This window comes from Amycolatopsis sp., assembly GCF_025464955.1.
GTDB lineage: Bacteria > Actinomycetota > Actinomycetes > Mycobacteriales > Pseudonocardiaceae > Amycolatopsis.
Map to the genome: position 1 here is coordinate 475,862 of NZ_JAODNM010000124.1, position 21,291 is coordinate 497,152.

18 protein-coding genes and 2 pseudogenes are annotated in these 21,291 nt (G+C 68.5%); 10 read left to right on the plus strand and 10 right to left on the minus strand.

Features of this window, described 5'->3' with window-relative positions; translation table 11 throughout:
- Positions 1-7: 7 nt before the first annotated feature.
- Together JWQ81_RS32660 and JWQ81_RS32665 are read right to left on the minus strand one after the other, a co-directional pair.
- On the minus strand, positions 8-1,102 hold the full coding sequence (locus JWQ81_RS32660) for an ADP-ribosylglycohydrolase family protein (protein ID WP_297547613.1): 1,095 nt from the start codon (positions 1,100-1,102) through the stop codon (positions 8-10).
- 4 nt (positions 1,103-1,106) lie between these two features.
- Entirely contained in the window at positions 1,107-2,585 is a 1,479-nt protein-coding gene (locus JWQ81_RS32665) for a TNT domain-containing protein (RefSeq protein WP_297547614.1), read from the minus strand.
- A 407-nt stretch (positions 2,586-2,992) separates the two neighbouring features.
- On the opposite strand from JWQ81_RS32665, the gene JWQ81_RS32670 reads away from it, so the two are divergent.
- On the plus strand, positions 2,993-3,574 hold the full coding sequence (locus tag JWQ81_RS32670) for a YqgE/AlgH family protein (RefSeq protein ID WP_297547615.1): 582 nt from the start codon (positions 2,993-2,995) through the stop codon (positions 3,572-3,574).
- Positions 3,575-3,577: 3 nt separating this feature from the next.
- Here JWQ81_RS32670 and JWQ81_RS32675 read toward each other — a convergent pair whose 3' ends face one another.
- On the minus strand, positions 3,578-4,006 hold the full coding sequence (locus JWQ81_RS32675; protein WP_297547616.1) for an SdpI family protein: 429 nt from the start codon (positions 4,004-4,006) through the stop codon (positions 3,578-3,580).
- A gap of 65 nt (positions 4,007-4,071) precedes the next feature.
- Here JWQ81_RS32675 and JWQ81_RS32680 point away from each other — a divergent pair, with 65 nt between their 5' ends.
- Both JWQ81_RS32680 and leuS read left to right on the plus strand, forming a co-directional pair.
- Positions 4,072-5,229 carry an esterase-like activity of phytase family protein gene (locus JWQ81_RS32680; protein ID WP_297547617.1) on the plus strand — a complete coding sequence of 386 codons (1,158 nt, stop codon included), beginning with the start codon at positions 4,072-4,074 and terminating at the stop codon, positions 5,227-5,229.
- Positions 5,230-5,390: 161 nt separating this feature from the next.
- Positions 5,391-8,279: a leucine--tRNA ligase gene (leuS, locus tag JWQ81_RS32685; RefSeq protein WP_297547618.1), complete on the plus strand. Its 2,889-nt coding sequence runs from the start codon at positions 5,391-5,393 to the stop codon at positions 8,277-8,279.
- A gap of 31 nt (positions 8,280-8,310) precedes the next feature.
- Here the strand turns inward: leuS and JWQ81_RS32690 are convergent, their stop codons facing one another.
- A complete protein-coding gene (locus JWQ81_RS32690) occupies positions 8,311-9,042 on the minus strand; it encodes a TetR/AcrR family transcriptional regulator (protein WP_297547619.1) in 732 nt (243 codons plus the stop codon).
- A gap of 473 nt (positions 9,043-9,515) precedes the next feature.
- Between JWQ81_RS32690 and JWQ81_RS32695 the strand changes: the two genes are divergently transcribed.
- Complete coding sequence (locus JWQ81_RS32695; protein ID WP_297547620.1) at positions 9,516-10,391, plus strand: ribokinase; 876 nt, start codon at positions 9,516-9,518, stop codon at positions 10,389-10,391.
- Here JWQ81_RS32695 and JWQ81_RS32700 read toward each other — a convergent pair.
- The gene (locus JWQ81_RS32700) at positions 10,388-10,516 is read right to left on the minus strand and encodes a hypothetical protein (protein ID WP_297547621.1); all 129 of its coding nucleotides are present in this window, start codon (positions 10,514-10,516) and stop codon (positions 10,388-10,390) included. The genes JWQ81_RS32695 and JWQ81_RS32700 overlap by 4 nt on opposite strands.
- Before the next feature lie 30 nt (positions 10,517-10,546).
- On the opposite strand from JWQ81_RS32700, the pseudogene JWQ81_RS32705 reads away from it, so the two are divergent.
- From JWQ81_RS32705 to ptsP, 4 genes and pseudogenes are all read left to right on the plus strand, one after another.
- Positions 10,547-11,132, plus strand: a pseudogene (locus tag JWQ81_RS32705) (helix-turn-helix transcriptional regulator).
- A gap of 17 nt (positions 11,133-11,149) precedes the next feature.
- Positions 11,150-11,328, plus strand: a pseudogene (locus tag JWQ81_RS32710) (DUF397 domain-containing protein).
- A 201-nt stretch (positions 11,329-11,529) separates the two neighbouring features.
- Positions 11,530-13,038 carry an arabinofuranosidase catalytic domain-containing protein gene (locus tag JWQ81_RS32715; protein WP_297547622.1) on the plus strand — a complete coding sequence of 503 codons (1,509 nt, stop codon included), beginning with the start codon at positions 11,530-11,532 and terminating at the stop codon, positions 13,036-13,038.
- Positions 13,039-13,109: 71 nt separating this feature from the next.
- A complete protein-coding gene (ptsP, locus tag JWQ81_RS32720; protein ID WP_297547623.1) occupies positions 13,110-14,738 on the plus strand; it encodes a phosphoenolpyruvate--protein phosphotransferase in 1,629 nt (542 codons plus the stop codon).
- On the opposite strand, the gene JWQ81_RS32725 is transcribed toward ptsP, so the two are convergent.
- Positions 14,735-15,475: a DUF1707 domain-containing protein gene (locus JWQ81_RS32725; protein WP_297547624.1), complete on the minus strand. Its 741-nt coding sequence runs from the start codon at positions 15,473-15,475 to the stop codon at positions 14,735-14,737. The two genes, ptsP and JWQ81_RS32725, sit on opposite strands and share 4 nt — an antisense overlap.
- Positions 15,476-15,575: 100 nt before the next feature.
- Between JWQ81_RS32725 and JWQ81_RS32730 the strand changes: the two genes are divergently transcribed.
- Together JWQ81_RS32730 and JWQ81_RS32735 are read left to right on the plus strand one after the other, a co-directional pair.
- Positions 15,576-16,661, plus strand: coding sequence for a hypothetical protein (locus JWQ81_RS32730; RefSeq protein WP_297547625.1), 1,086 nt, complete (start codon positions 15,576-15,578; stop codon positions 16,659-16,661).
- An 84-nt stretch (positions 16,662-16,745) separates the two neighbouring features.
- Positions 16,746-17,792, plus strand: coding sequence for a hypothetical protein (locus JWQ81_RS32735; RefSeq protein WP_297547626.1), 1,047 nt, complete (start codon positions 16,746-16,748; stop codon positions 17,790-17,792).
- Between the two features lie 3 nt (positions 17,793-17,795).
- Here JWQ81_RS32735 and JWQ81_RS32740 read toward each other — a convergent pair whose 3' ends face one another.
- The 4 genes from JWQ81_RS32740 to JWQ81_RS32755 are packed head-to-tail and all read right to left on the minus strand — an operon-like array spanning position 17,796 to position 21,142.
- Positions 17,796-18,470: a response regulator transcription factor gene (locus tag JWQ81_RS32740; protein ID WP_297547627.1), complete on the minus strand. Its 675-nt coding sequence runs from the start codon at positions 18,468-18,470 to the stop codon at positions 17,796-17,798.
- A complete protein-coding gene (locus JWQ81_RS32745; RefSeq protein ID WP_297547628.1) occupies positions 18,467-18,850 on the minus strand; it encodes a VOC family protein in 384 nt (127 codons plus the stop codon). The genes JWQ81_RS32740 and JWQ81_RS32745 overlap by 4 nt, the downstream gene beginning before the upstream one ends.
- A 28-nt stretch (positions 18,851-18,878) precedes the next feature.
- On the minus strand, positions 18,879-20,024 hold the full coding sequence (locus JWQ81_RS32750) for a DUF5931 domain-containing protein (RefSeq protein ID WP_297547629.1): 1,146 nt from the start codon (positions 20,022-20,024) through the stop codon (positions 18,879-18,881).
- A complete protein-coding gene (locus JWQ81_RS32755; RefSeq protein WP_297547662.1) occupies positions 20,021-21,142 on the minus strand; it encodes an AI-2E family transporter in 1,122 nt (373 codons plus the stop codon). The genes JWQ81_RS32750 and JWQ81_RS32755 overlap by 4 nt, the downstream gene beginning before the upstream one ends.
- Positions 21,143-21,291 lie beyond the last annotated feature (149 nt).

Genomic DNA, 21,291 nt, shown 5'->3' on the forward strand with positions numbered 1-21,291 from the left:
GCTAAATCTAGTGCGCCGGGTACCGAACCGACCACTGGTCGCCCGTAGGCGCGTCGGGCCCGAACTCGGCCAGCGCGTCGTCGGCGACGCCTTCGATGACCTCGCGCAGCTCCAACCGGTCCAGCCAACTTTCCCGCAGTGCCTGTTCGCCGTACATCGCGCCGACGAGGTTGCCGCAGACCGAACCGGTCGAGTCGCTGTCGCCGCTGTGGTTGACCGACGCGAGCAGCGCGGAGTTCGGGTCTTCCGTGGTCAGCGCCACGTACACCGACATCGACAACGCCGTCTCGCCGACGTTGCCCTGGCCGAGGCTTTCCACCTTTTCGGGCGTCGGCGAACCCTGCTCGGCGAGCGCGAACGCCTGGTCCAGCGCGGGCAGTTGCTCCGCGTGCCCCGGCCAGCGGACGAGGATCGCCTTCGCGGCGTCGACGGCGTCGGGCAGTGAACGTCCGTCCAGCAGGTGGTGCACGATGACCGCGAACGTGCCGGAAGACAGGTAGCCGCTCGGGTGGCCGTGGGTCAGCGCTGAGCTTTCGGCGGCGACCGCGAACACCTGCGACGGGTCGTCCGTCCACAGCGCGACCGGCGCCGCGCGCATCACGCCACCGCAGCCCTTCGAGTTGTTGATCGGCCGGTCGATGGTCCCGCGGACACCGGTTTTGCCGTACGCCTCCAGCTCACCGAAGCAGGTCAGACCCGGTGCCCGACGGCTGTACAGCTCGCGGTTCGTGACCAGCCGGCCGTCGGGCTGCACGCTGTCGTCCTTCGGCCCGCGGGCGCGGTCCCACGGGACGCCCTGGGTGTGCAGCCAGCGCTGATAGGCCAGCTGAAGGAAGTACCCGACCTCGATGTCCCCGGTGAGCCGCAGCGCCACATGAGCCCTGATCAGCCCTTCGAGGGTGAACAGCGTCATCTGCGTGTCGTCGGTGATCCGGCCGACCCCGCCGTACGCGGGGATGAAGTCGGTGATGCCGGCGGGCCCGGCGATCTCGCGGATGCGATCGATCGAATCGAACTCGGTCTTCGCGCCGAGTGCGTCACCGATCGCGCCGGCGAGCAGGCTTCCGCGCCACCTCGACCGCTTGTCCACCGAGTTTTCCATCGAGCTAGCTGATCCTCTCGAGGCTCTTGTCCGCCAGGTGGTCGACAACCGGCTTCGGCAGCACGTAGGCAACCGCCCCACCGGGCAGGTTGGCCCACGGAACGGTGATGCCGGTGATCACGTGCAGCGGGCGGCGGAGCTGGTAGGTCTGCTCGTGGCCGTCCCGTTCCAGTGGAAGCGATGTCGTGGCGAACCTTACTTGAGGGCCGTGCACGAGGTTCCCGTTCTCCGGACCGAACCGCACGACCGTCGTGCCCTCCACCAGCTGGACGACGCGCTTGTTACGCAGCAACGTGAGCGGCGGTTCGCCGTCGGACTCGGTGATCGGCCAGTCGTCCAGTTCCGTCGCTGTCTCCAGCGGGGTCTCGTGCCCGGCCGTCATCCGGGCCGGGTGCAGCAGCAGTGCGCCGAGAAGCTGGTGGGCGGCGTCTTCGGCCTGGTCGAAGAGCCGCGGCCGGACGGCGACGCCGTGCTCGTAGCGTGCGACCTCCCAGCCTTCCGGGGTCTCGTTGAGGCACCAAGTGCTGTCGGCGCGTTCACCGACTCGGTACGCCTCCGGCCAGACGCCGTGTTCGCCGAGCCGCTGGACCAGCACCGCAAGCACGTCGTCGACGTCGAGCCGCGGGTCCGGCCGGGTTTCGAGTTCGGCGGCGATGTCACCGGCGGTGGGTTCGACGTCGCCCGGAATCGGCTGCGGGCGCGGCTGTCCGAGCAGATCGGCCTCTGCTGTCCGTCTGACGAGCAGGTCGACGTACGGCGGCTGGAACTGTTGCCCGGCGATATGCGCGACCAGGTCCGGTTCCGGGGCGACGCCATGTTCGCGCAGGTAGTGCGGTACGGACGCGGGCCAGGTCCAGGTGCCGTCGGTGTGGTAGCTCGCGGGGACGTCCGGCTCGGCGTCCGGGGTGAAGATGTCCTGCTCCGGACCGTCGGCGACCAGGATCGCCGGTTCGCGTTCGAGGTACTGCAGCACGAGCGGCACCACGTCGGCGGGCAGCTCGGGCCGGTCGACCACCGGCTCGCCCTCGGTCACGGCGTCGACGACCCGTGCGTGTCTCAGCCGCAAGCCGAGCGGCAGCCCGACGCGGCGGCGCCACCAGTCTTCGAGATACTCGGGCTCACGGGGGAAAACGGCGAGTTCATCGAGGTAAACGGCGTTGTCCGGCTGATCGTGCCACCGCGGTTCGGCGTCGAGTGCGAAGTCGAAGTCGAAGGTGCCGGTCGCGACGAGCGTGAACCTGGCCTGCAGCCAGGTGCCCTTTTCCGGCTCGTGCATGCCCGCGCGCAGGGCGGTCAGCAGCTCGGTGAGCTCGGGAACCTCGAGCGATCTCGTCTCCGTGCGCGCGTCGATCTCGGTGTACTGGCCGACCTGCCGGAAGTCGACCTCGATGCGCTGCCAGCCGTCCGGCGCGACGGCACGCGCGAGCTTGCCGATCCTGACCAGCAACGATCGCTGCTCTTGGGGCGTGAGGGATCGAATCATGGTGGTCATAGTCAGTTCTCTCGATGTTTCACGTGGATCAGCCGGCGACGTGGTAAGTCGCGGTGTTCGAGGTTTTGGTGCTACAGAAGGCCTTCTGGGCCTGGCTCGGAACGGTGTTCACCCTAATGCGAGAAACTCGGCGATTTTCGGGAAAACCCGCATCCTTTGCGGCCGCGAATCGGCGGGACCGGGACGCGGGCATGGGCACCGCGGAGAGATAAACGGCTGACGCACTCGGTCGCCTCACGGCGGCTATGCGCAGTGTGGCTCCAGCCGAACTGGTATTCCACAAAGGCGGTTCTTCAGTGAGCCCGGGGGACACGGAGTGCGCCAGCCTACGAGTCCAACGGGGCACGAGTGCTTGTTGTTCCCGTACCGGGATACTTCGCGGCGCCAGAGGTGGGATCATGGACAACGTGCCTGCGGACGCCGAGGTTGAGCCGGGAACACTCCTGGTCGCCGCCCCCACGATGTTCGACGCCAACTTCCGGCGGACGGTGGTCTTCGTCATCGATCACCGCGACGAGGGCACCCTCGGGGTGGTCCTCAACCGGCCGAGCGATGTCCCGGTGGACGAGGTGCTGCCCAACTGGGGCAGGCATGTCGCCGAACCGCAGTCCGTCTTCGTCGGCGGGCCGGTCGAAAAGAAGACAGCGCTGTGCCTCGCCGCGCTGCGGACCGGGGAGACGGCGGCGTCCGTACCAGGGGTGATCGCTGTCCGCGGCCCAGTGGCGTTGGTGGATCTGGACACCGATCCCGAGGCGCTGCTGCCGAAGGTGCGCGGCGTGCGGGTATTTGCCGGGTACTCCGGCTGGGACTCCGGTCAGCTCGCGGGCGAGATCGACCGCGGCGACTGGCTCATCGTCCCGGCGCTGCCGAGTGACGTCCTCGCCTCGCCGAACCGCGACCTCTGGGGTCAGGTCCTGCGCCGCCAGGGCATCCCGACCGCGCTGCTGGCCACCCACCCGGGCGACCTCCAGCGAAACTAGGAACTAGACGGCTTCGGCGGGCGTGCCCTTGGTGAACACGCCGCAACCGCCCGCGCCGCAGGCACAGCCCGCGCAGCCGGCGGGCAGTTTCGAGGGCTCCGGCACGGTCGCGGCCGCGCGGTTGCCGAGGACTCCGCCCGAGACGACGAGGGCGACAAGCCCGATCAGGCCCACCACCGCGGCGACCACGGTGCCGCCGCCGCTCGGCATGAGCAGCGCGGCGACCCCGGCCAGCACACCGATCACGCCACCGGCCAGCGTCGGCAGGCCGGCGATCTTGTTGCCGAGCCGGAAGGCTTCGTCGCTGCGCATGGTGGCGGCGGTGCGGACACCGGCGCCACGCTCGCGGGGAAGCCGCTCCCGCCAGCCGAGCAGACCGCCCCAGCCGACGAGCACACCCAGCACTATCGGAACGAGCGCGAGTACGAACACCCCTTGAGGATAAGCGTGACGTTCCGGCAACCCGCCGGATACCCTGATCGACTGTGCTACACGCCATGAAGTCGTCAAACCGCAGCCGAATTACGACCGCCCTGATCGGGACCGTTTCGCTCAGCCTGCTCGCCGCTCCGGCCGCGAGCGCGAGCCCCGGCCTGCACGTGACCCGTTTCCTGGGCGAGCGGATCGTGCCCAATGCCCTGCCGTTCCAAGGCACCACCGTGGGCGGCCTGTCCAGCATCGACTACGACCCGCGCACCGGTGGATACGTGATGATTTGCGACGACAGGTCCGCGTTGCAGCCTTCGCGGTTCTACACGGCGAAGTTCACCGTGGACGCCCACGGGCTCGGCCCGGTGACGTTCACCGGCACCCACCCGTTCCTGCGCCCCGACGGCAAGACGTACCCGCCGCTGGCCCAGAACGACCCGACGCTGCCGCAGAACGAGCAGACCGTCGACCCCGAAGAGCTGCGCGCGGACCCGTGGACCGGTAACTACTACTGGTCGCAGGAAGGCGAGCGCACCGCGACGACGTTGATCGATCCGTCGATCCGCGAGGCGACCCGCACCGGCGACTACGTCCGCGACCTGCCGATTCCGGCGAACGAGCGGATGCTGCCGACGTCGGGTCCGAGGCAGAACCTCGTGCTTGAGGGCATCACCTTCGCCGCGCTCGGCACGTTGGTGGCCAGCGACGTCGAAGCCCCGCTGCTGCAGGACGGCCCGGTGTCCACGACGAGCGCCGGCTCGCTGTCCCGGATCACCCTTCAGTCCCGGTTCGGGCCGATCCTCGCGCAGTACGGGTACCCGCAGGAGAAGCTGTTCGCCGGTCCCGTGCCGTCGACGGCGTTCGCGACCACGGGTGTCTCATCGATGCTGGCGGTCGACCAGGTCGACCCGACGCGCTACCTGATGATGGAACGTTCGTTCGTCACCGGGGTCGGCAACAAGATCCGGATCTACGAAATCGACACCAAGGGCGCGACCAACGTGCTGAAGGTGCCGTCGCTCTCAGCCGCGAAGAACGTCAAACCGGTGAGCAAGCGGCTGATCGCCGACCTCGGTGACTATCCGTTGTCCACTGTCGACAACGTGGAGGGGATGACCTGGGGCCCGACGCTGCCCAGCGGTGAGCGGACGCTGGTTCTCGTCAGCGACAACAACTTCTCCAAAACTCAGGTCACCCAGTTCATCGGACTCGCCGTCCGCCCGTGAACCGCGTTGACCAGGTCGTTATGATTACCTCGTGAACACTGCTCGGCTGCTCCTTAGCCTGCCGCGCTGAACCGACCTCGGTCAGCGCGGCGACCCCTCACGCCTTCGGGCTGGGGGGTCGAGTTGTTTCTGGAGGAGCACCAACACGGAGGATTTCGGCCATGACTGAGTCGACTGGCATTGAGGCGACCGGCACCGAGGCGACCGGCAGGCCCGAGGCGGCCCCTCAGCACCGCTATACCGCGACGCTGGCCGGCCAGATCGAGAAGCGCTGGCAGGACTACTGGGCCGACAACGGCACCTACCACGCGCCGAACCCGGTCGGTCCGCTCGCCGAAGAGGGTGTGCAGGTCCCGTCGGACAAGCTGTTCGTCCAGGACATGTTCCCGTACCCGTCGGGCGCCGGCCTGCACGTGGGGCACCCGCTGGGCTTCATCGGCACCGACGTCTACGCGCGCTACCACCGCATGATCGGGCGCAACGTGCTGCACACGATGGGCTTCGACTCGTTCGGGCTGCCCGCCGAGCAGTACGCCGTGCAGACGGGCACGCACCCGCGCACCACCACCGAGGCGAACGTCCGCACCTACCTGCGCCAGATCCGCGCGCTGGGTCTGGGCCACGACGAGCGCCGCCGGATCGAGACCACCGATCCCGAGTACTACAAGTGGACGCAGTGGATCTTCCTGCAGATCTTCAATTCCTACTACGACGAGACGGCGGGCAAGGCACGCCCGATCGTCGAGCTGGAGAAGGAGTACACCGGCGGCACCCGGCCCACTCCGGACGGCCGCGCGTGGTCGGAGCTGTCCGCCGTCGAGCGGCGCAAGGTCATCGACTCGCACCGGCTGGTCTACATCTCCGACGCGCCGGTGAACTGGGCTCCCGGCCTGGGCACCGTCGTGGCGAACGAGGAGGTCACCGCCGACGGCCGCAGTGACCGCGGCAACTTCCCGGTGTTCCGCAAGAACCTGAGCCAGTGGATGATGCGGATCACCGCGTACTCGGACAGGCTGGTCGACGACCTGGACCTGCTGGACTGGCCCGAAAAGGTCAAGTCCATGCAGCGCAACTGGATCGGCCGCTCCCATGGCGCGCGGGTCGGGTTCGCCGCGGGCGAGCACCGGATCGAGGTCTTCACGACCCGGCCGGACACCCTGTTCGGCGCGACCTACCTGGTCGTGGCCCCGGAGCACCCGCTGGTCGAGCAGCTGACCGCCGCCGACTGGCCCGACGAGGTCGTCGAAAGCTGGACAGGCGGCGCGGCGTCGCCCAAAGAGGCCGTCACGGCATACCGGGCCGAGGCCGCTCGCAAGTCCGACATGGACCGGCAGGAGAGCAAGGAGAAGACCGGCGTCTTCACCGGCTCGTTCGCGGTGAACCCGGTCAACGGCAAGTCCGTCCCGGTGTTCGTCGCCGACTATGTCCTGATGGGCTACGGCACCGGCGCGATCATGGCCGTGCCCGCCCAGGACCAGCGCGACTACGACTTCGCCAAGAAGTTCGACCTGGAGATCGTGCGCACGGTCGACCCGGGCGAGGGTTTCGAGGGCGAGGCATTCACCGGCGAAGGCGCCGCGATCAACTCGGCCAACGAGTCGGTGAGCCTGGATGGGCTGGCCGTCGGCGAGGCCAAGAAGCTGATCACCGGCTGGCTGACCGAGCACGGGCACGGCGAACAGACGGTCCAGTACAAGCTGCGCGACTGGCTGTTCGCGCGGCAGCGGTACTGGGGCGAGCCGTTCCCGATCGTTTACGACGAGTCCGGCCTGCCGATCGCGCTGCCCGAGGACCAACTTCCCGTCGTGCTGCCCGACGTCGACGACTACACCCCGCGCACCTTCGACCCGGAAGACGCCGACTCGGTGCCTTCGCCGCCGCTGTCGCGCGCGACCGAGTGGGTCGACGTCGAACTGGACCTGGGTGACGGGCCGAAGAAGTACCGCCGCGACACGAACGTCATGCCGCAGTGGGCCGGTTCGTGCTGGTATCAGCTCCGGTACGTGGACCCGACGAACGCCGAGGCCTTCGTCGACCCCGAGAACGAGCAGTACTGGGTCGGCCCGCGGCCGGCCGAGCACGGCGTCGACGACCCCGGCGGTACGGATCTGTACGTCGGCGGGGTCGAGCACGCGGTGCTGCACCTGCTGTACGCGCGGTTCTGGCACAAGGTGCTGTTCGACCTGGGCCACGTGTCATCCAAGGAGCCGTACCGGCGGCTGTACAACCAGGGCTATATCCAGGCTTTCGCCTATCGGGACGCGCGCGGCATTCCCGTGCCGGCCGACGAGGTCGTCGAGAAGGACAAGAAGTTCTTCCACGGCGACGAAGAGGTCACCCAGGAATACGGCAAAATGGGCAAGAGCCTGAAGAACGTCGTCACCCCGGACGAAATGTTCGCCGCCTACGGCGCGGACACCTTCAGGTTCTACGAGATGTCGATGGGCCCGCTGGACGTCTCGCGGCCGTGGGCGACCAAGGACGTCGTCGGCGCGCAGCGGTTCCTGCAACGAGCGTGGCGCCTGCTGGTCGACGAGGAGACCGGTGAGCTGCGAGTCTCCGCGGCCGAGGCCACCGAAGCGGACCTGAAGCAGCTGCACAAGGCGATTTCCGGGGTCCGCGAGGACTACGCGGAGCTGCGGTTCAACACGGCCGGCGCGAAGCTGATCGAGCTGAACAACTACCTGACCAAGACCTACGGTTCGGGCGCGGAAACCCCGCGTGAGCTGGCCGAGCCGCTGATCCTGATGCTGGCCCCGCTGGCGCCGCACCTGGCCGAGGAGCTGTGGCGGCGGCTGGGCCACGTCGACTCGCTGGTCTACGGGCCGTTCCCGGTCGTCGACGAGAAGTACCTGGTCGAAGACACCGTGGAGTACCCGATCCAGGTCAACGGGAAGGTCCGCTCGCGGGTCACCGTGCCCACCGGCGCGGCGAACGACGTCGTCCAAGCGGCGGCGCTGGCCGACGAGAAGGTGGCCGCGCTGGTCGCCGGCGGCACCCCCCGCAAGGTGATCGTCGTCCCCGGCCGCCTGGTGAACATCGTCCTGTAGCGGGTCGGCTTCAGGGAACTTGGTGACAGGCTCAGATCAGGCCGATTTCCCGGGCGAGGTCGGCCAGCATGGCGTCGAAGAGGACGTCCGGCTTGGACATCGGGATCGGGAAGTTGCCGAAGACCTCGAGGGTCACGTGGCCGTAGATCCGCGCCCAGATCTGGATCATCAGGAAGATCATGCCGAGGTCGAGCTTCTCCTCGGGGAACACCAGCCCGGATTCGCTGAACACGGCCATCAGGTCGGCCTGGAAGCCGGCTAGGTCGTCGCGTAGTTCGGCGGGCACGACGTCGCTCGACGGCGTCGCGAGGTCGTGGGTCGCCAGCACGTGCCCGGCGGCGGTCAGGAAGATCCGGCCGAACGGTTCGTCGACCCTGCTCAGCGCGCTGCTGGGGGTTGACCCGACACCGCCGGTCGGCGACGCGAAGACCAGCGTGAACTCGTTCGTGTGCGTCAGCGCCCAGCGGCGGAACCCCTTGCAGACCGCGAACAGCTGGAGTGCGCCGTCGTGGTCCAGACCGGCGATGTCCTCGGCGAGTTCGGCGGCGAGGTCCGCGCAGACGTCGAGCCGGAGGTGTTCGACCAGGTCGTCGCGTGAGCCGTAGTAGCGGTAGAGCGCGGGAGCGGTGATGCCCAGCTCCCTGGCGATGGCCCGCAACGTCACCGCTTCGGGGCCCTGCTCGACGAGGAGCTTGCGGGCGGTCCGGCGGATGTCCTTGTCGGTCGCAGCTCGCACGCGACCCCGGCGGGTGGGGTGGCTCATCTGGGCAGTCTAGGAGTGCCGCCGGGCCTTTCCCCTGGACGCGCCGCCCGCGATGCAGTGAAAAGACCGCCGGAAACGCCTCGAGGCCACCTTAGGTGCGTCAGGTGCACCCAAGGTGGCCTTGAGGAACTCGCCGGACCTGCCTGGCCGGCGCAGGCTGGACAGGACCGGAGAGGGCGCCGCCGACACCGATCACTCGGGGGGCTACGTGATCGGCGCCGGCGACACGATGCCCTGCTCCGGCTCGCACCGGTTGGGGGCAACGCCACCGCGCGAACGCGGCAACGTCGAACAAGAGCGGCCCTGTCCTTCGAAATGACGGCTGGGGGATGCATATCCCCCGATCGAGTGACGGCGGGCGCGCACTCGACTGATTGTCGCACCCCGGCCCCGATAAGTTACAAAAAGCTTCACATTTGCCCAGAAGGTGCCGGGCGGCCGGTCCCGTACCAGGTCATGGCACAGTTCTCCCCATGACTGCTGACGTTCTCGTGGTCGGTTCGGCCAACGCCGACCTGGTCGTTCCCGTCGATCGGCGCCCTGGTGGCGGGGAGACCGTGCTCGGCGGCGACACCGTCATCTCGGCCGGCGGCAAGGGCGCCAACACCGCGGCGGCCGCCGGGCGGCTCGGCGCGAAGGTGGCCCTGCTGGCCGCGATGGGCGACGACGCCTACGCCGCAATGCTGCTCGGCTCCCAGCGTGAGGCCGGGGTCGACGTCGGTCTCGTCCGCACCTCCGACCGGCCCACCGGCATCGCCTACATCACCGTGACCCCGGACGGCGAGAACTCGATCCTCGTCTCCACCGGCGCAAATGCGACGCTGCGGCCGGCCGACGTCGACGCCGCGTTGCCCGGGGTGAAAGTCCTGGTCGCGTCCATGGAAATCCCGCTGGACACCGTCGAATACGCCGTCCAGACCGCCGCGGCCGCGGGTGTCCGGGTGCTGCTGAACCTTTCCCCGGTCGCCGAGGTCCAGTCGTCGACCCTCGCCGCGCTGGACGTCTTGCTGGTCAACGAGCACGAAGCCGCCTGGCTGCTCGGCTCCGCGTCCGTCGACGACCCAGCCAAACTGCTCGACCTCGGACCCCGTTCAGCGGTGGTCACCTTGGGCGCGCGAGGTGCGCTGGTCGTCACCGCGGACGGCGTCACCGAGGTCGCCTCGCCGAAGGTCCACGCCGTCGATACCACCGGCGCCGGTGACGCCTTCACCGGAGCACTCGCGGCATCTCTCGCCGAAGGCGCAGACCTCGCCGACGCAACACGGAAGGCGGTGAAGGTCGCCGCCTTCTCCGTCACCCGCCACGGCGCGCAGTCGTCGTATGACTGGCCTGAGGACTTGCGCGGCTAGGCTCGTTCCGGCCAGGTGAAGGACTCGCCGATCCAGTCGCCGACTTCGGTGAGTTCGGCGCCGACATCGGCAGTCTGGTACGGCCCGACCACGATAAACCGGCCTACCGAATCGGTGATCCGCACCTCCGCGCCGCGGTCGCCGAAAAGATGGGCATGTCGCCGAGCAAGATCGGCCGCATCGAGACCGGACACTCGGGGTTGCAACCCGACGATGTGTCGGCCTTGCTGGGGTTTTACGAGGTATCGGCGGACAAACGGGCCGAGCTGATGGACCTGGTCCGCAAGGGCGACGAGCGCGGTTGGTGGGAGCGCCAGCCGGGGCTGCCGACGGTGTGGCGCAGTTTGATCGACTTTGAAAACAAGGCCACCCGCATCCAGAACTTCGAACCACTGGTCGTTCCCGGTCTGTTGCAAACCGGCAAGTACTGCCGCGAGCTCATCGCCGGGGTCAATCCCACGTTGTCGGAGACTGAGCTGGACAATCTCGTCGCCTCACGGATGGCAGGTCGTACCGCTGTCAGCCGGTGCCTACGTCGGTCTGCAAGGCCCGTTCATGATGCTTGAGTTCGCCGACGACCCTGCTCTGGTCTTCATGGAAAACCATGCCACCGCGTTGTTTGTCGAAGAGCCCAACGACCTGTCGGCCTACCGGCTGACTTTGCGCACTACCCTGAATGTTGCCCTTGCACCCGATGCAACGGTTGAGCTGATCACCGCCATTCTCGCGGAAGGCGGCTGATCGAAGGAGGAGCGATCGTGGATCTGACCACCGCCCGCTGGCGTAAGAGCAGCCGCAGCACCAGCAACGCGAACTGTGTCGAGGTGCGTTGGTAAGTCCTGCGGTCGCGGTGCGGGACTCCAAGGCCCCGGCCCCCTGCGCCCTCGTCCTCCCTGCCCCCGGCTGGCAAGCCTTCCTCGCCGACCTGCGCGCGTAAACGGACTCACGAGCCCTGGACCGGACCCCTCGGTGCCGTTGTGCTGGATTTACACAAAAGGCCGCCTGCTCCACTAAGCACACTCTTGACTTAAGTCTTAAGTCAGTCGAATATGGGAGGGCGCTCGCTAAACCCCTCTTGGCTCCCTGTCCCCGCGAAGCGCTGTCTCGACAACTCCCGACAATGACGACGGAGGTTTTCGTGCACGCCTTAGCATTTCGACGGCGCACGCGGCTGCTGGTTTCGCTGCTGCTGGCAGTGGCGCTCGCAGTACCGGTTTCTGGTCTGACGACCACTCAGGCTTCTGCCGCGGCGGCGCAAGGGCCCTGTGACATTTATGCAGCCGGCGGTACGCCGTGCGAGGCGACGTACAGCACCACGCGCGCGCTTTTCGCTGCCTACAACGGCTCGCTGTACCAAATTCAGCGCGCCTCGGACAACAGCACGCTGAACATCGGCTTGGCGTCGACCGGCGGGGTGGTCAACTCCGCGCCGCAAGTCTCCTTCTGCGCCGGCACGACCTGCACCATCACCCAGCTCTACGACCAGACCCCCAACGGCAACAACCTGCCCATCTCCCCGGGCACGTCGTGTTCAGGCTGCTCGGGCGGGCTCACCGGGCCCGGTCCGAACGGCGCGGACATCGGCGCGAATGCGATGGCGCTGCCCGTGACGATCGGCGGCAAGCCGGCGTATGGCGTGCTGGTCAACAACATCGGCACCGGATACCGCAACAACGCCGTCAAGAACGTGCCCACCGGCTCGCAGCCCGAGGGTATGTACATGATGACGTCGTCCAACCTCACCAGCGGTTCCTGCTGCTTCGACTTCGGCTCGGCCGAGACCAACGACTCCGACGACGGCAATGCGACCATGAACGCGATCTACTACGGATCCGCGTGCTGGGTCGGCGGCTGCACCGGGTCGGGCCCCTGGGTCGGCGGCGACCTCGAGAACGGCATGTACTTCAGCAACACCGGCGTGAACCCGTCGAACATCCCGAGTGAGACCGGCATGTTCGTCTCAGCCTGGGAAAAGAACAACGGCACGACCAACTTCAGCCTCAAGTACGGCAGCGGCCAGTCGGGCGGATTGACGACCTCATACTCCGGCGCCCTGCCCAACGGCTACAACCCGATGAAGGTGCAGCCCTCCATCGAGCTGGGCACCGGTGGTGACAACAGCACGCTGGGCAAGGGAGAGTTCTTCGAAGGCGCCGTCACGGCCGGCTTCCCCTCCGACGCCACCGAGAGCGCGGTGCAGGCCAACATGGTCGCGGCCGGCTACGCCAACAACAACACCACGTTCACCAGGAGCACGTCCGTGGTGAGCTTCCGGGCCCACGCCAACGGCAAGTACGTCGACGCGCCGAACAACACCACGTCGCTGATCGCCGACGCCACCTCGGTCGGGACCGCGGAGACCTTCGACATGGCCACCGACACCGACGGCACCGTCACTCTCCGGGCGCACTCGAACAACAACTGGGTCACAGCGGAAAGCAACGGATCCGCGCCGCTGATCGCCAACCGAGGCGCGACCGGGCCCTGGGAGACGTTCTATCTGATTCACAACCCCGACGGCAGCGTGAGCTTGCGTGCGTACAACAACCAGCACCTCGTGACCGCGGAGAACGCCGGCGAGGCGTCGTTGATCGCGAACCGCACGGCGGTCGGCCCCTGGGAGGAATTCGACCTCATCACCCACTGACGACCGAGTCGCCCGGCCGGGACGAGCACCAGCGATCGCCAGGAGACCAGTGGCACGGTATGGTCTAGACCATGTCTGCTAAGCGTCTCTCCGGTGTAGCGGTGAGTCCCGGCCGTGCGAGCGGTCCTGTCGTGCGTGTCGCCGATCCACTGGGCGAACCCGCCAGTACGCCCGCCCCCGCCGATCCGGCCGCGGAAGCCGCCCGGATCGCCCCGGCCACGCAGGTCGTCGTCGGCAGGTTGGAGGCGCTGGCAGAGACGGCCGGCGGCGAAGCGGCCACGATCCTGATCACCACCGCCGCGATGGCGGGCGACCCGGCACTGGTCAGCCAGGCCGAGCAGCTCGTGACCGGCGAGCACCTGCCTGCTGCCCGGGCGATCTACCAGGCCGCCGAGGGATTCGCGACGATGCTCGCCGCGGCCGGCGGGTACATGGCCGAACGTGTCCGCGACATCCGTGACGTCCGCGACCGGATCGTCGCCGAGCTCCTCGGTGTCGAGCCTCCCGGCGTGCCGGAACTGGCCTCCCCCAGCGTTCTCGTCGCGCGTGACCTCGCCCCAGCCGACACCGCCGGCCTCGATCCCTCGAAGGTTCTCGCGCTCGTCACTGAGGAGGGTGGGCCCACCAGCCACACCGCGATCCTGGCCAGGGCGCTCGGCATCCCGGCTGTGGTCGCGGTCAAGGGCCTGCTGGACTTCGAAGCCGAGGCGCTCGCCGTCGACGGAGACACCGGCGTCATCGAGTTGGCCGATCCGTCCGCGCCGGTGGTGGCTGCCGCCGCGACCGGTCCGATCATGTGGAACGGCGTCGGCGAGACCGCCGACGGGCACCGCGTGAAGGTGCTCGGCAACGTCGGTTCCGCCACCGATGCCCAGGCCGCGGCCGACGCCGGCGCCGAGGGCGTGGGGCTCTTCCGGACCGAATTCTGCTACCTCGACGCGCCCACCGAGCCGACCGTGGCCGAGCAGCGTGCGGCCTACACCGCCGTGCTGGCGCCGTTCCGCGGCAAGCCGGTCATCGTCCGGACACTCGACGCGGGCGCGGACAAACCCCTCGCCTTCCTTTCGCCCGAGGCCGAGCCAAATCCGGCGCTGGGCGTCCGCGGCCTGCGTGTCGCGTTCGACCGGCCGGAGATCGTGGACCGTCAACTCGAAGCGATCGCCGGAGCGGCCGAGGACTCCGGTGCCGAGGTTTCCGTGATGGCGCCCATGGTCGCGACACCCGAGGAAGCGGCCTGGTTCGCCGAGCGTGCGCGTGCCGCGGGTATCGCCAGGGCAGGGGTGATGATCGAGATCCCAGCGGCCGCCCTCGCGGCCCGCGAAATCCTCGACGTCGTCGACTTCGTGTCGATCGGTACGAACGACCTCGCGCAGTACACGTTCGCGGCCGACCGTCAGCTCGGTGCCGTCGCGAAGCTCAACGACCCGTGGCAGCCCGCGCTGCTGCGTTTGATCGCGCTCGTCGGCGAGGCCGCGAAGGCCACCGGCAAGCCGGCCGGCGTCTGCGGTGAGGCAGCTGCCGACCCCAGGCTCGCGCTCGTCTTGGCCGGGCTGGGCTTGACCAGCCTGTCGATGAACGCCGCCGCGGTGCGCGCGGTCGGGGCGAGCCTTGCCGCGACCACCCGCGCGGACTGCGAGAAATTCGCCGCCGCCGCACTGGCCACCGCCGACCCGATCGCCGCCAGGAGCGCCGTGGGCTAGCCGAACAGGCCGCGGCGCGGGTGCCGGATCTTCAGCGAACCGCCGTGCACCCGCCCGGTGAGCACGTAGCGCGGGGTCGCGTTGGGGCCGGCGAAGCGGGTCTTGTCTTCGACCGAACCGAACTTGATCTCACTGATCGAATTGACGTCGATGTTGGCGGTGTCCGGGATGATGATCTCGACCCCGCCCCAGCGGATGTCGAGTTCGATGTACACCACCGGGTACTCGACGTGGGCCTCGGTGAAGTCGAGCCGTGTCGAGCCGTACTTGTTGCGGATGAGCATCGCGGGCGGCACCACCCAGTAGCCGCTGCGGTTGAGCGAGGAGTACTTCGCCGTGAGCTCGACCCGCTCGCCCCGGCCGAACTTCGGCTGCTGGCTGTACGGGTTCGGCTGACGCCACGGCGTGGCGGGCGGTGTCTGCTCCGGCATGGCGTCCCGGTGGATCAGCCCGGGCAGGTCGGTCAGCACGACGTTCAGCTCACCGCGGGTCCGGGCGGCGAGGGCGATGTCGGTGCGCTCGGTGAACTCGTCGAGGTCGAGCATGCCGCGCCCGATCGCCTTCTGCAGTACGCCGACGACGTGCTCGCGCTCCTCGTCGGACACCCGCAGATCGCGCTGGCTCAACGGTTTCGGCTCCGCGTTCGGCGCCTCGGCCGCCGGTGGTGTCTCCACCGGTGTCGGCAGTGGTGTCTCCGCGGTGGTCTGCGTGGTGGTGCCGGTCTCTTCCTCGCCCATGTCCTCGAGAGTAGATCCCGATCAGCCCTGGTGGATCCGGGGAAAACCCTGAAAGCTGAGGGCTTGGGGTTTTTCCTCTCGGGGTAGCCGGGGTGACGTCATGACCGCACGAGTGGTTCCGCTAGTGCTTGCCTGCCTTGCCCTTGCCGCCTGTACGGGTGCTCCCGCGCCGCCTGCTCCGAGCACTCCCGTCGTTCCCAGCCCGTCCACGACAGTGGTCGTCCCACTGGGGCCGCTGGTCGGGAAACAGGCCACCGGGCCGACCGGTATCCGGCTGCTGCTGGCGCAGACTAGGCCGTCCGTGTTCGACGTCGACACCGGCGGTGACGTCCCGATTTCCGGTCCGTTCAGCGCCGATCGCACCAACTGGACGACCAGGGTCGGCACCGCCATGGTCGTCAGTTCGAGTGTGACCTGCACGTCCAACGCCTGCGACCCTCAAGCCCAGGTACTGGTTTACGACCGGGTCGACGGCCCGCCGCGGTCGCTCGGCAAGGCGTACAGCACCGGGCCGTCCGCAGACCACGCCGCGCTGTGGATGATCCGCGACGCCGGGAACGGCCAGTGCGTGCTGGAACGGCAGCCGTTGTCCGGGGCGGCACCGGGTTCCAGCAGCCCAGCCAGTTGTGACACGGGAGTGGTCGGGGAGAACTTTGGCGGTCTGCTCCTGCGGATCACCACGCCCGCGGCCAGCCAGGTCGTGCTCATCGATCCGGCGACGGGCCGCACGGTTCAGCAGTTCCCGCAGTTCGTCGCGATGACGCCGGACTACCTGTTTTCCGCCGATGGCACCAAGTTCAGCCTGTTCAGCGGCCGGAGCGGAGCGAAGCGCCCAGTGCCGAAACCCGCCACCCAGGCGGATCCGCAAAACGCGAGCCTGAGTCGCGACGGCCGGTACTTCGCGGTCGTGTTCGCCGATCCCTCGATCAGTGGGACCAAGGACCAGTCCTACGACCTCTGGCTGTTCGACCTGTTCACAGTGTCGTGGGTGCATCCGCCGTCGATGCCCGTCGGGATCGACAGCAAGCACGCCGCGCTGGACTGGACCACCACCGGTGACGTCGTGCTCGCCACCGGCACCCCGGGCGCCGGCTTGGGGATCTGGCGACCAGGCCAGGCCGCGTGGACCCTGACGAAGGCACCGCTGCCCTCGGACTGGAGAGGAAACACGATGCTGGTGATCTAGGCCCTGGTGAATCAGTGACAAACCCGGAAGGCTGGAGGCTTGGGGTTTTCCTTTCGGGGTAGCTGGGGTAGCAAGGGGGATGTCATGTCCACGCGCGTGATTCCGTTGTTGTTCGCCTGTCTCGTGCTCGCGGCCTGCTCAGGGACGCCCGCGCCCCCACCACCGCTGGGGCCGATGCGGGGGACGCCCCCGACCCACCCGACGGGGATCCGGCTCGTCGTCCCCAGCGTCACGCCGTCGGTGTTGACCGCCGACACCGGTGTGTCCGCCCCGATACCGGGCGCGCCGATCGGCAAACTCAACGTCCGCCAGAACTGGGTGATCCGCGTGGGGAACACCGCGGTGATCGGCTCCGCCCCGAAGTGCAATGCCTACGGCTGCCTCGATCCGGCCGACGTGCTGGTCTACGACAAGTCCGGTCCGCTGCGTTCGCTGGGCAAGGCAAGGAGTTTCGCCGCGTCGGCCGACGCGCAGGGGCTGTGGATGATCCGTGACGACGGGAACAAGCAGTGCCATCTCGAGCTGCAACCCCTGTCCGGCGCGAAGCCCGGTCCCAGCAGCCCGGCCGCGTGTTCGACGGTCCTGATCGGGGAGAACCGTGCTGGCCTGGCGCTGCGCATCACCACCAACGGGCCGAGCCAGACCGTGGTCATCGACCCGGCGACCGGTCGGACGATCCAGCAGTACTCGTCACTCATCGCGATGACGCCCGACCAGCTCCTGGTCAGCGAAGCCGAGAACACGCTGACCCTGGTCGACCCTCGCAGCGAAGCCAAGCACCCGGTGTCTTGGCCCGCTCAGGGAAGCCAACCCGGCAACGCCGTCTTGAGTCGCGACGGGCGGTATCTAGCCGTGCCGTTCGTGGATCCGTCCGTCGACGGAACCAGCCACCAGTCCTACGACCTGTGGCTGCTGGACCTGACCGACCTGTCCTGGGTGCATCCGCCGTCGATGCCGATCGAGGTCGACGTCGCGAACGAGGCGCTCGACTGGACCGCGGCCGGCGACGTCGTCATCGCCGGTCCGGAGACCGAGACCGGGGTGGGGAGCTGGCGTCCGGGGCAGGACTCCTGGACGCTCACGCCAGGGCCGCTGTTGCCCGGCTGGATGGCGACGATGGTCTCGATCTGACGCTCAGTCCTCGTCGAGGCCGTGCTCGATGGCGTACCGGGCGAGCTCGACGCGGTTGTGCAGCTGGAGTTTGTGCAGCGTCGACTGGACGTGGTTCTCCACGGTCCGGTGCGAAAGGACGAGTCGCTCGGCGATCTGCCGGGCGCTCAAGCCCTTGGCGACCAGCCTGAGCACGTCGGTCTCTCGTTCGGTGAGGCGCGGCGGGGGCGGGCTGCCGGTTGCGGCGTCGGCGTCGTTGGCAGTGTCTGCGGCGTCAGCGATCCGCCGGTACTCGCCCAGCACCAGCCCGGCGAGCCCGGCGGTGAACACCGGGTTTCCGGCGGCGGTGCGTTCGACGGCTTCCACCAGCTCACGCGCCGACGCGGATTTCAGCAGGTAGCCGGAAGCCCCGGCCTTCACCGCCTCCAGGACGTCGCTGTGTTCGCCGCTCGCGGAGAGCACCAGCACCTTCGTCAACGGCAGCGCCGCGACGATCTCCCTGGTCGCGTCCACCCCCGACGTCTGCCCGAGGTTGAGGTCCATCAGCACGACGTCGGGCCGGACCGCGCCCGCGATGCGCACAGCCGCGCCGGCGTCCGACGCGGTCGCCCGGACGTCGAAACCGTGCTCGGTAAGGTCCCTGGCCACGCCGTCGCGCCACATGGGGTGGTCGTCGACGACCATCACCGAGACGGTCATCCCGCGTCGAAGACCAGGCAGAAGGGGTGGCCTGCCGGGTCGAACAGCACCCGGACGTTCTCCTGCGGCTGGAACTCCGCCACCGTGGCGCCCAGCGCGACCGCTTCGTCGACCGCCTCGGCGAGGTCGCCGACCTGGAAGTCGAAGTGGATCATCGGCCGCTGCTCCCCCTCGGCCGGGGGCCAGACCGGAGCCTGATAGCCGTCCGCCTTCTGGCACACGAAGAACGGCCCTTGAGGGGATGAGGCGACGATCGCGGTGCTCGGCTCTTCGCGCACGACCTGCCAGTCGAGGAGTTCGGCGTAGAACCTTGCCAGGAGACCGGGGTCAGGCGCTTCGAGTGCGGTGCCCCACCACATTCCGCCAGTACGAGATTTCATGCCGACAGCCTCTCTGATGTCGAATCGGTCATCTTGCGCTCTTCGCCTTCACCGGGACCTTGATCTCCCACTCCGTCCCGGAGCCGGGAGCGGAGACCAGCACAGCCGTGCCGCCGAGATCGCGGACACGTCCCCTGATGGACTCCACCACACCAAGTCGTCCTTCCGCGGCCGCGCGTTTCTCTGTTCCCGGAGCGATACCGGGTCCGTCGTCCCTGATGCTGACGACGACCTCGGTGCCGAGGTCCTCCAGCAGCACCCAGGCCCGTGCGTCGGGGCCCGCGTGTTTCCCGACGTTCGCCAGCGCTTCGCTGGTGGCCGCGACGAGTTCCGCGGTGATGTGCGCTGGCAGGGCGACTTCCCCAGCCGGTGCCGAAACCTGCACGGACGCCGTCGCGAGCAGTTGCAACGCCGACCGCAGGTCGGTCGTACCGCGGGCGCTGGGGCCGACGGGCTGGGTGGTGACCAGTGTCCGCAGCGCGATTTCCTGCTCTCCAGCCAGTTTTGCCAGCTCCGCGGCTTCTCCGCCGACCTCGGTGCCGCGTTGGCGAACCCTGGCGAGAACCTGCAACACGCTGTCGTGGATGGACCTGGCGAGCCGTTCCCGTTCGGCGGTCGCCGCTTCGGTGCGCAGCGCCTGCGCCAGTGCGGCGGCGGACCTGCGGGCGATCGTCGCCGCCATGCCGACGAGCAGCCCGGACGCGATCAGCAGGAATCCGTCGCGGGCGACGTCCAGGTCGAACCGGCGCTGGGCGAACACGGTCGTGACGGCGACGGCGAGTCCGGCGAGCACCCCGCCGTCCCGGCCGAACCGGACGCCCGCCGCGACCGGCGCCACCGCCGCCCAGACAGTGGTGATCAGCGGGTCGCCGTGGCCGTACTGCCCTGCCGAAAGGATGAGCAACGAGGTCAGCACGAGCGTGCAGGTGAGCACCACGTCGGCGAGGACGAGCCAGTCCCGGCGCAGCCGCTCTCGGGCGTAGACAACACTGGTGACGATGGTCCACGCGGTCATCACGCCGAGAACGACCCAAGCGAGCCACGGCCGCTGGAAGTCGTCCCGGTGAACGACCGCGGCCCCGATCGCGAACAACAGCGTGACCACGCGAAGGACGACGGTCGCGGACCACAGTGGAGCCGCCGCGTCCCGGGTTTCGGCTCCCTGGCGGGTCATTCCTTCGCGGCTGCGTGCGGCTGCGCGTCCTTTTTGTTCAGCGCATGGACGGTGGTCGGGTCCAGGTGCTCATCGCTCAGCAGCGATCGGATGCCCGCGTTGAGTACGGCGAGCAGCGGCACCGAGAGCAGCGCGCCCGCGATTCCGGCGGCCACCAGGCCGGCGGTGATCGAGAGCACCACCGCCAGCGGGTGCAGCTTGACCGCGCGGCCGAGCAGCAGTGGTTGCAGGACATGGCCTTCGAGCTGCATCACCAGTATCACGATGGCCAGCACCACGATCGCGCCGATCACGCCGTTCGTGACGAGCGCGATGAGCACGGCGACCCCGCCGGCCACGAACGCGCCGATGATCGGGATGAACGCGCCGAGGAACACGAGCGTCGCCAGCGGGATGACCAGCGGAACCCCGACGATGGCCAGGCCGATGCCGATACCGACCGCGTCGACGAGCGCCACCGAGGCGGTCGCCCGCACATAGGCGACCAGTGAGGCGAAGCCGCGGCGCCCGGCGACGTCGACGCGGCTGCGCACCGGCGCCGGCACGCCGCGCACGAGGAACGACCAGATCTTTTCCCCACCGGACAAGAAGAAGATCAGGATGAACAGCGTCAGCGCGAAGCCGGTGAGGACCTCGCCGATGGTGGCGGCGGTGGTGAGCGCGCCGCTCGTCAGCGCGCCCGTGTTCTGCTGCAGGAACGCGATGGCTTTGTCGAGATAGGCCTGGTACTGGTCCTTGCCGAGGTTGAACGGGCCCTTGATCAGCCAGTCCCTGATCTGCGAAAGGCTTTGACCGAGCTGCTGCTGCAACTGCGGGAGCCCGCTAGTGAACTGCGTGATGACGAACGTGAGCAGCCCGCCCAGCACGGCGAGGCCGGCGATGAGCACGATCGCCGCCGCCAGCCCGCGGGGGACGTGCACCTTGACCAGCTGGAAAACCAGCGGGGCCAGCAACGCCGCGAGCAGCAGCGCGATCGACAGCGGGATGACGACCACCGACAGGTAGCCCACGAGGTAGATGACCACGTACAGCGCGGCGATCACCACGAGGAAGCGCCAGGACAGCGCGGCGCCGATCCGTAGCCCCCGGGGCACCACCGCGGCTACATCGTCTGACACGGGGCCGGATGCCGAGTCGCCGCCGACTTTGGTCTCGCTGCTCTCGCTCACCTGGTTCACCGTAGCGGTCCGGGCGAAACGGGCATGCCGAAACGCCGCAAGTGACGGCGGACACGAAAGAGGGCGGCGGACCGTCGGGTAACCGGGCA

What these genes read in the sequence shown, in the direction of transcription:
- JWQ81_RS32665 (WP_297547614.1), bottom strand. Translation starts at nt 2,585, where the DNA reads ATGATTCGATCCCTCACGCCCCAAGAGCAGCGATCGTTGCTGGTCAGG.
- JWQ81_RS32695 (WP_297547620.1), top strand. Translation starts at nt 9,516, where the DNA reads ATGACTGCTGACGTTCTCGTGGTCGGTTCGGCCAACGCCGACCTGGTC.
- JWQ81_RS32670 (WP_297547615.1), top strand. Translation starts at nt 2,993, where the DNA reads ATGGACAACGTGCCTGCGGACGCCGAGGTTGAGCCGGGAACACTCCTG.
- JWQ81_RS32680 (WP_297547617.1), top strand. Translation starts at nt 4,072, where the DNA reads ATGAAGTCGTCAAACCGCAGCCGAATTACGACCGCCCTGATCGGGACC.
- ptsP (WP_297547623.1), top strand. Translation starts at nt 13,110, where the DNA reads ATGTCTGCTAAGCGTCTCTCCGGTGTAGCGGTGAGTCCCGGCCGTGCG.
- JWQ81_RS32660 (WP_297547613.1), bottom strand. Translation starts at nt 1,102, where the DNA reads ATGGAAAACTCGGTGGACAAGCGGTCGAGGTGGCGCGGAAGCCTGCTC.
- JWQ81_RS32740 (WP_297547627.1), bottom strand. Translation starts at nt 18,470, where the DNA reads ATGACCGTCTCGGTGATGGTCGTCGACGACCACCCCATGTGGCGCGAC.
- JWQ81_RS32690 (WP_297547619.1), bottom strand. Translation starts at nt 9,042, where the DNA reads ATGAGCCACCCCACCCGCCGGGGTCGCGTGCGAGCTGCGACCGACAAG.
- JWQ81_RS32745 (WP_297547628.1), bottom strand. Translation starts at nt 18,850, where the DNA reads ATGAAATCTCGTACTGGCGGAATGTGGTGGGGCACCGCACTCGAAGCG.
- JWQ81_RS32750 (WP_297547629.1), bottom strand. Translation starts at nt 20,024, where the DNA reads ATGACCCGCCAGGGAGCCGAAACCCGGGACGCGGCGGCTCCACTGTGG.
- JWQ81_RS32730 (WP_297547625.1), top strand. Translation starts at nt 15,576, where the DNA reads ATGACCGCACGAGTGGTTCCGCTAGTGCTTGCCTGCCTTGCCCTTGCC.
- leuS (WP_297547618.1), top strand. Translation starts at nt 5,391, where the DNA reads ATGACTGAGTCGACTGGCATTGAGGCGACCGGCACCGAGGCGACCGGC.
- JWQ81_RS32725 (WP_297547624.1), bottom strand. Translation starts at nt 15,475, where the DNA reads ATGGGCGAGGAAGAGACCGGCACCACCACGCAGACCACCGCGGAGACA.
- JWQ81_RS32735 (WP_297547626.1), top strand. Translation starts at nt 16,746, where the DNA reads ATGTCCACGCGCGTGATTCCGTTGTTGTTCGCCTGTCTCGTGCTCGCG.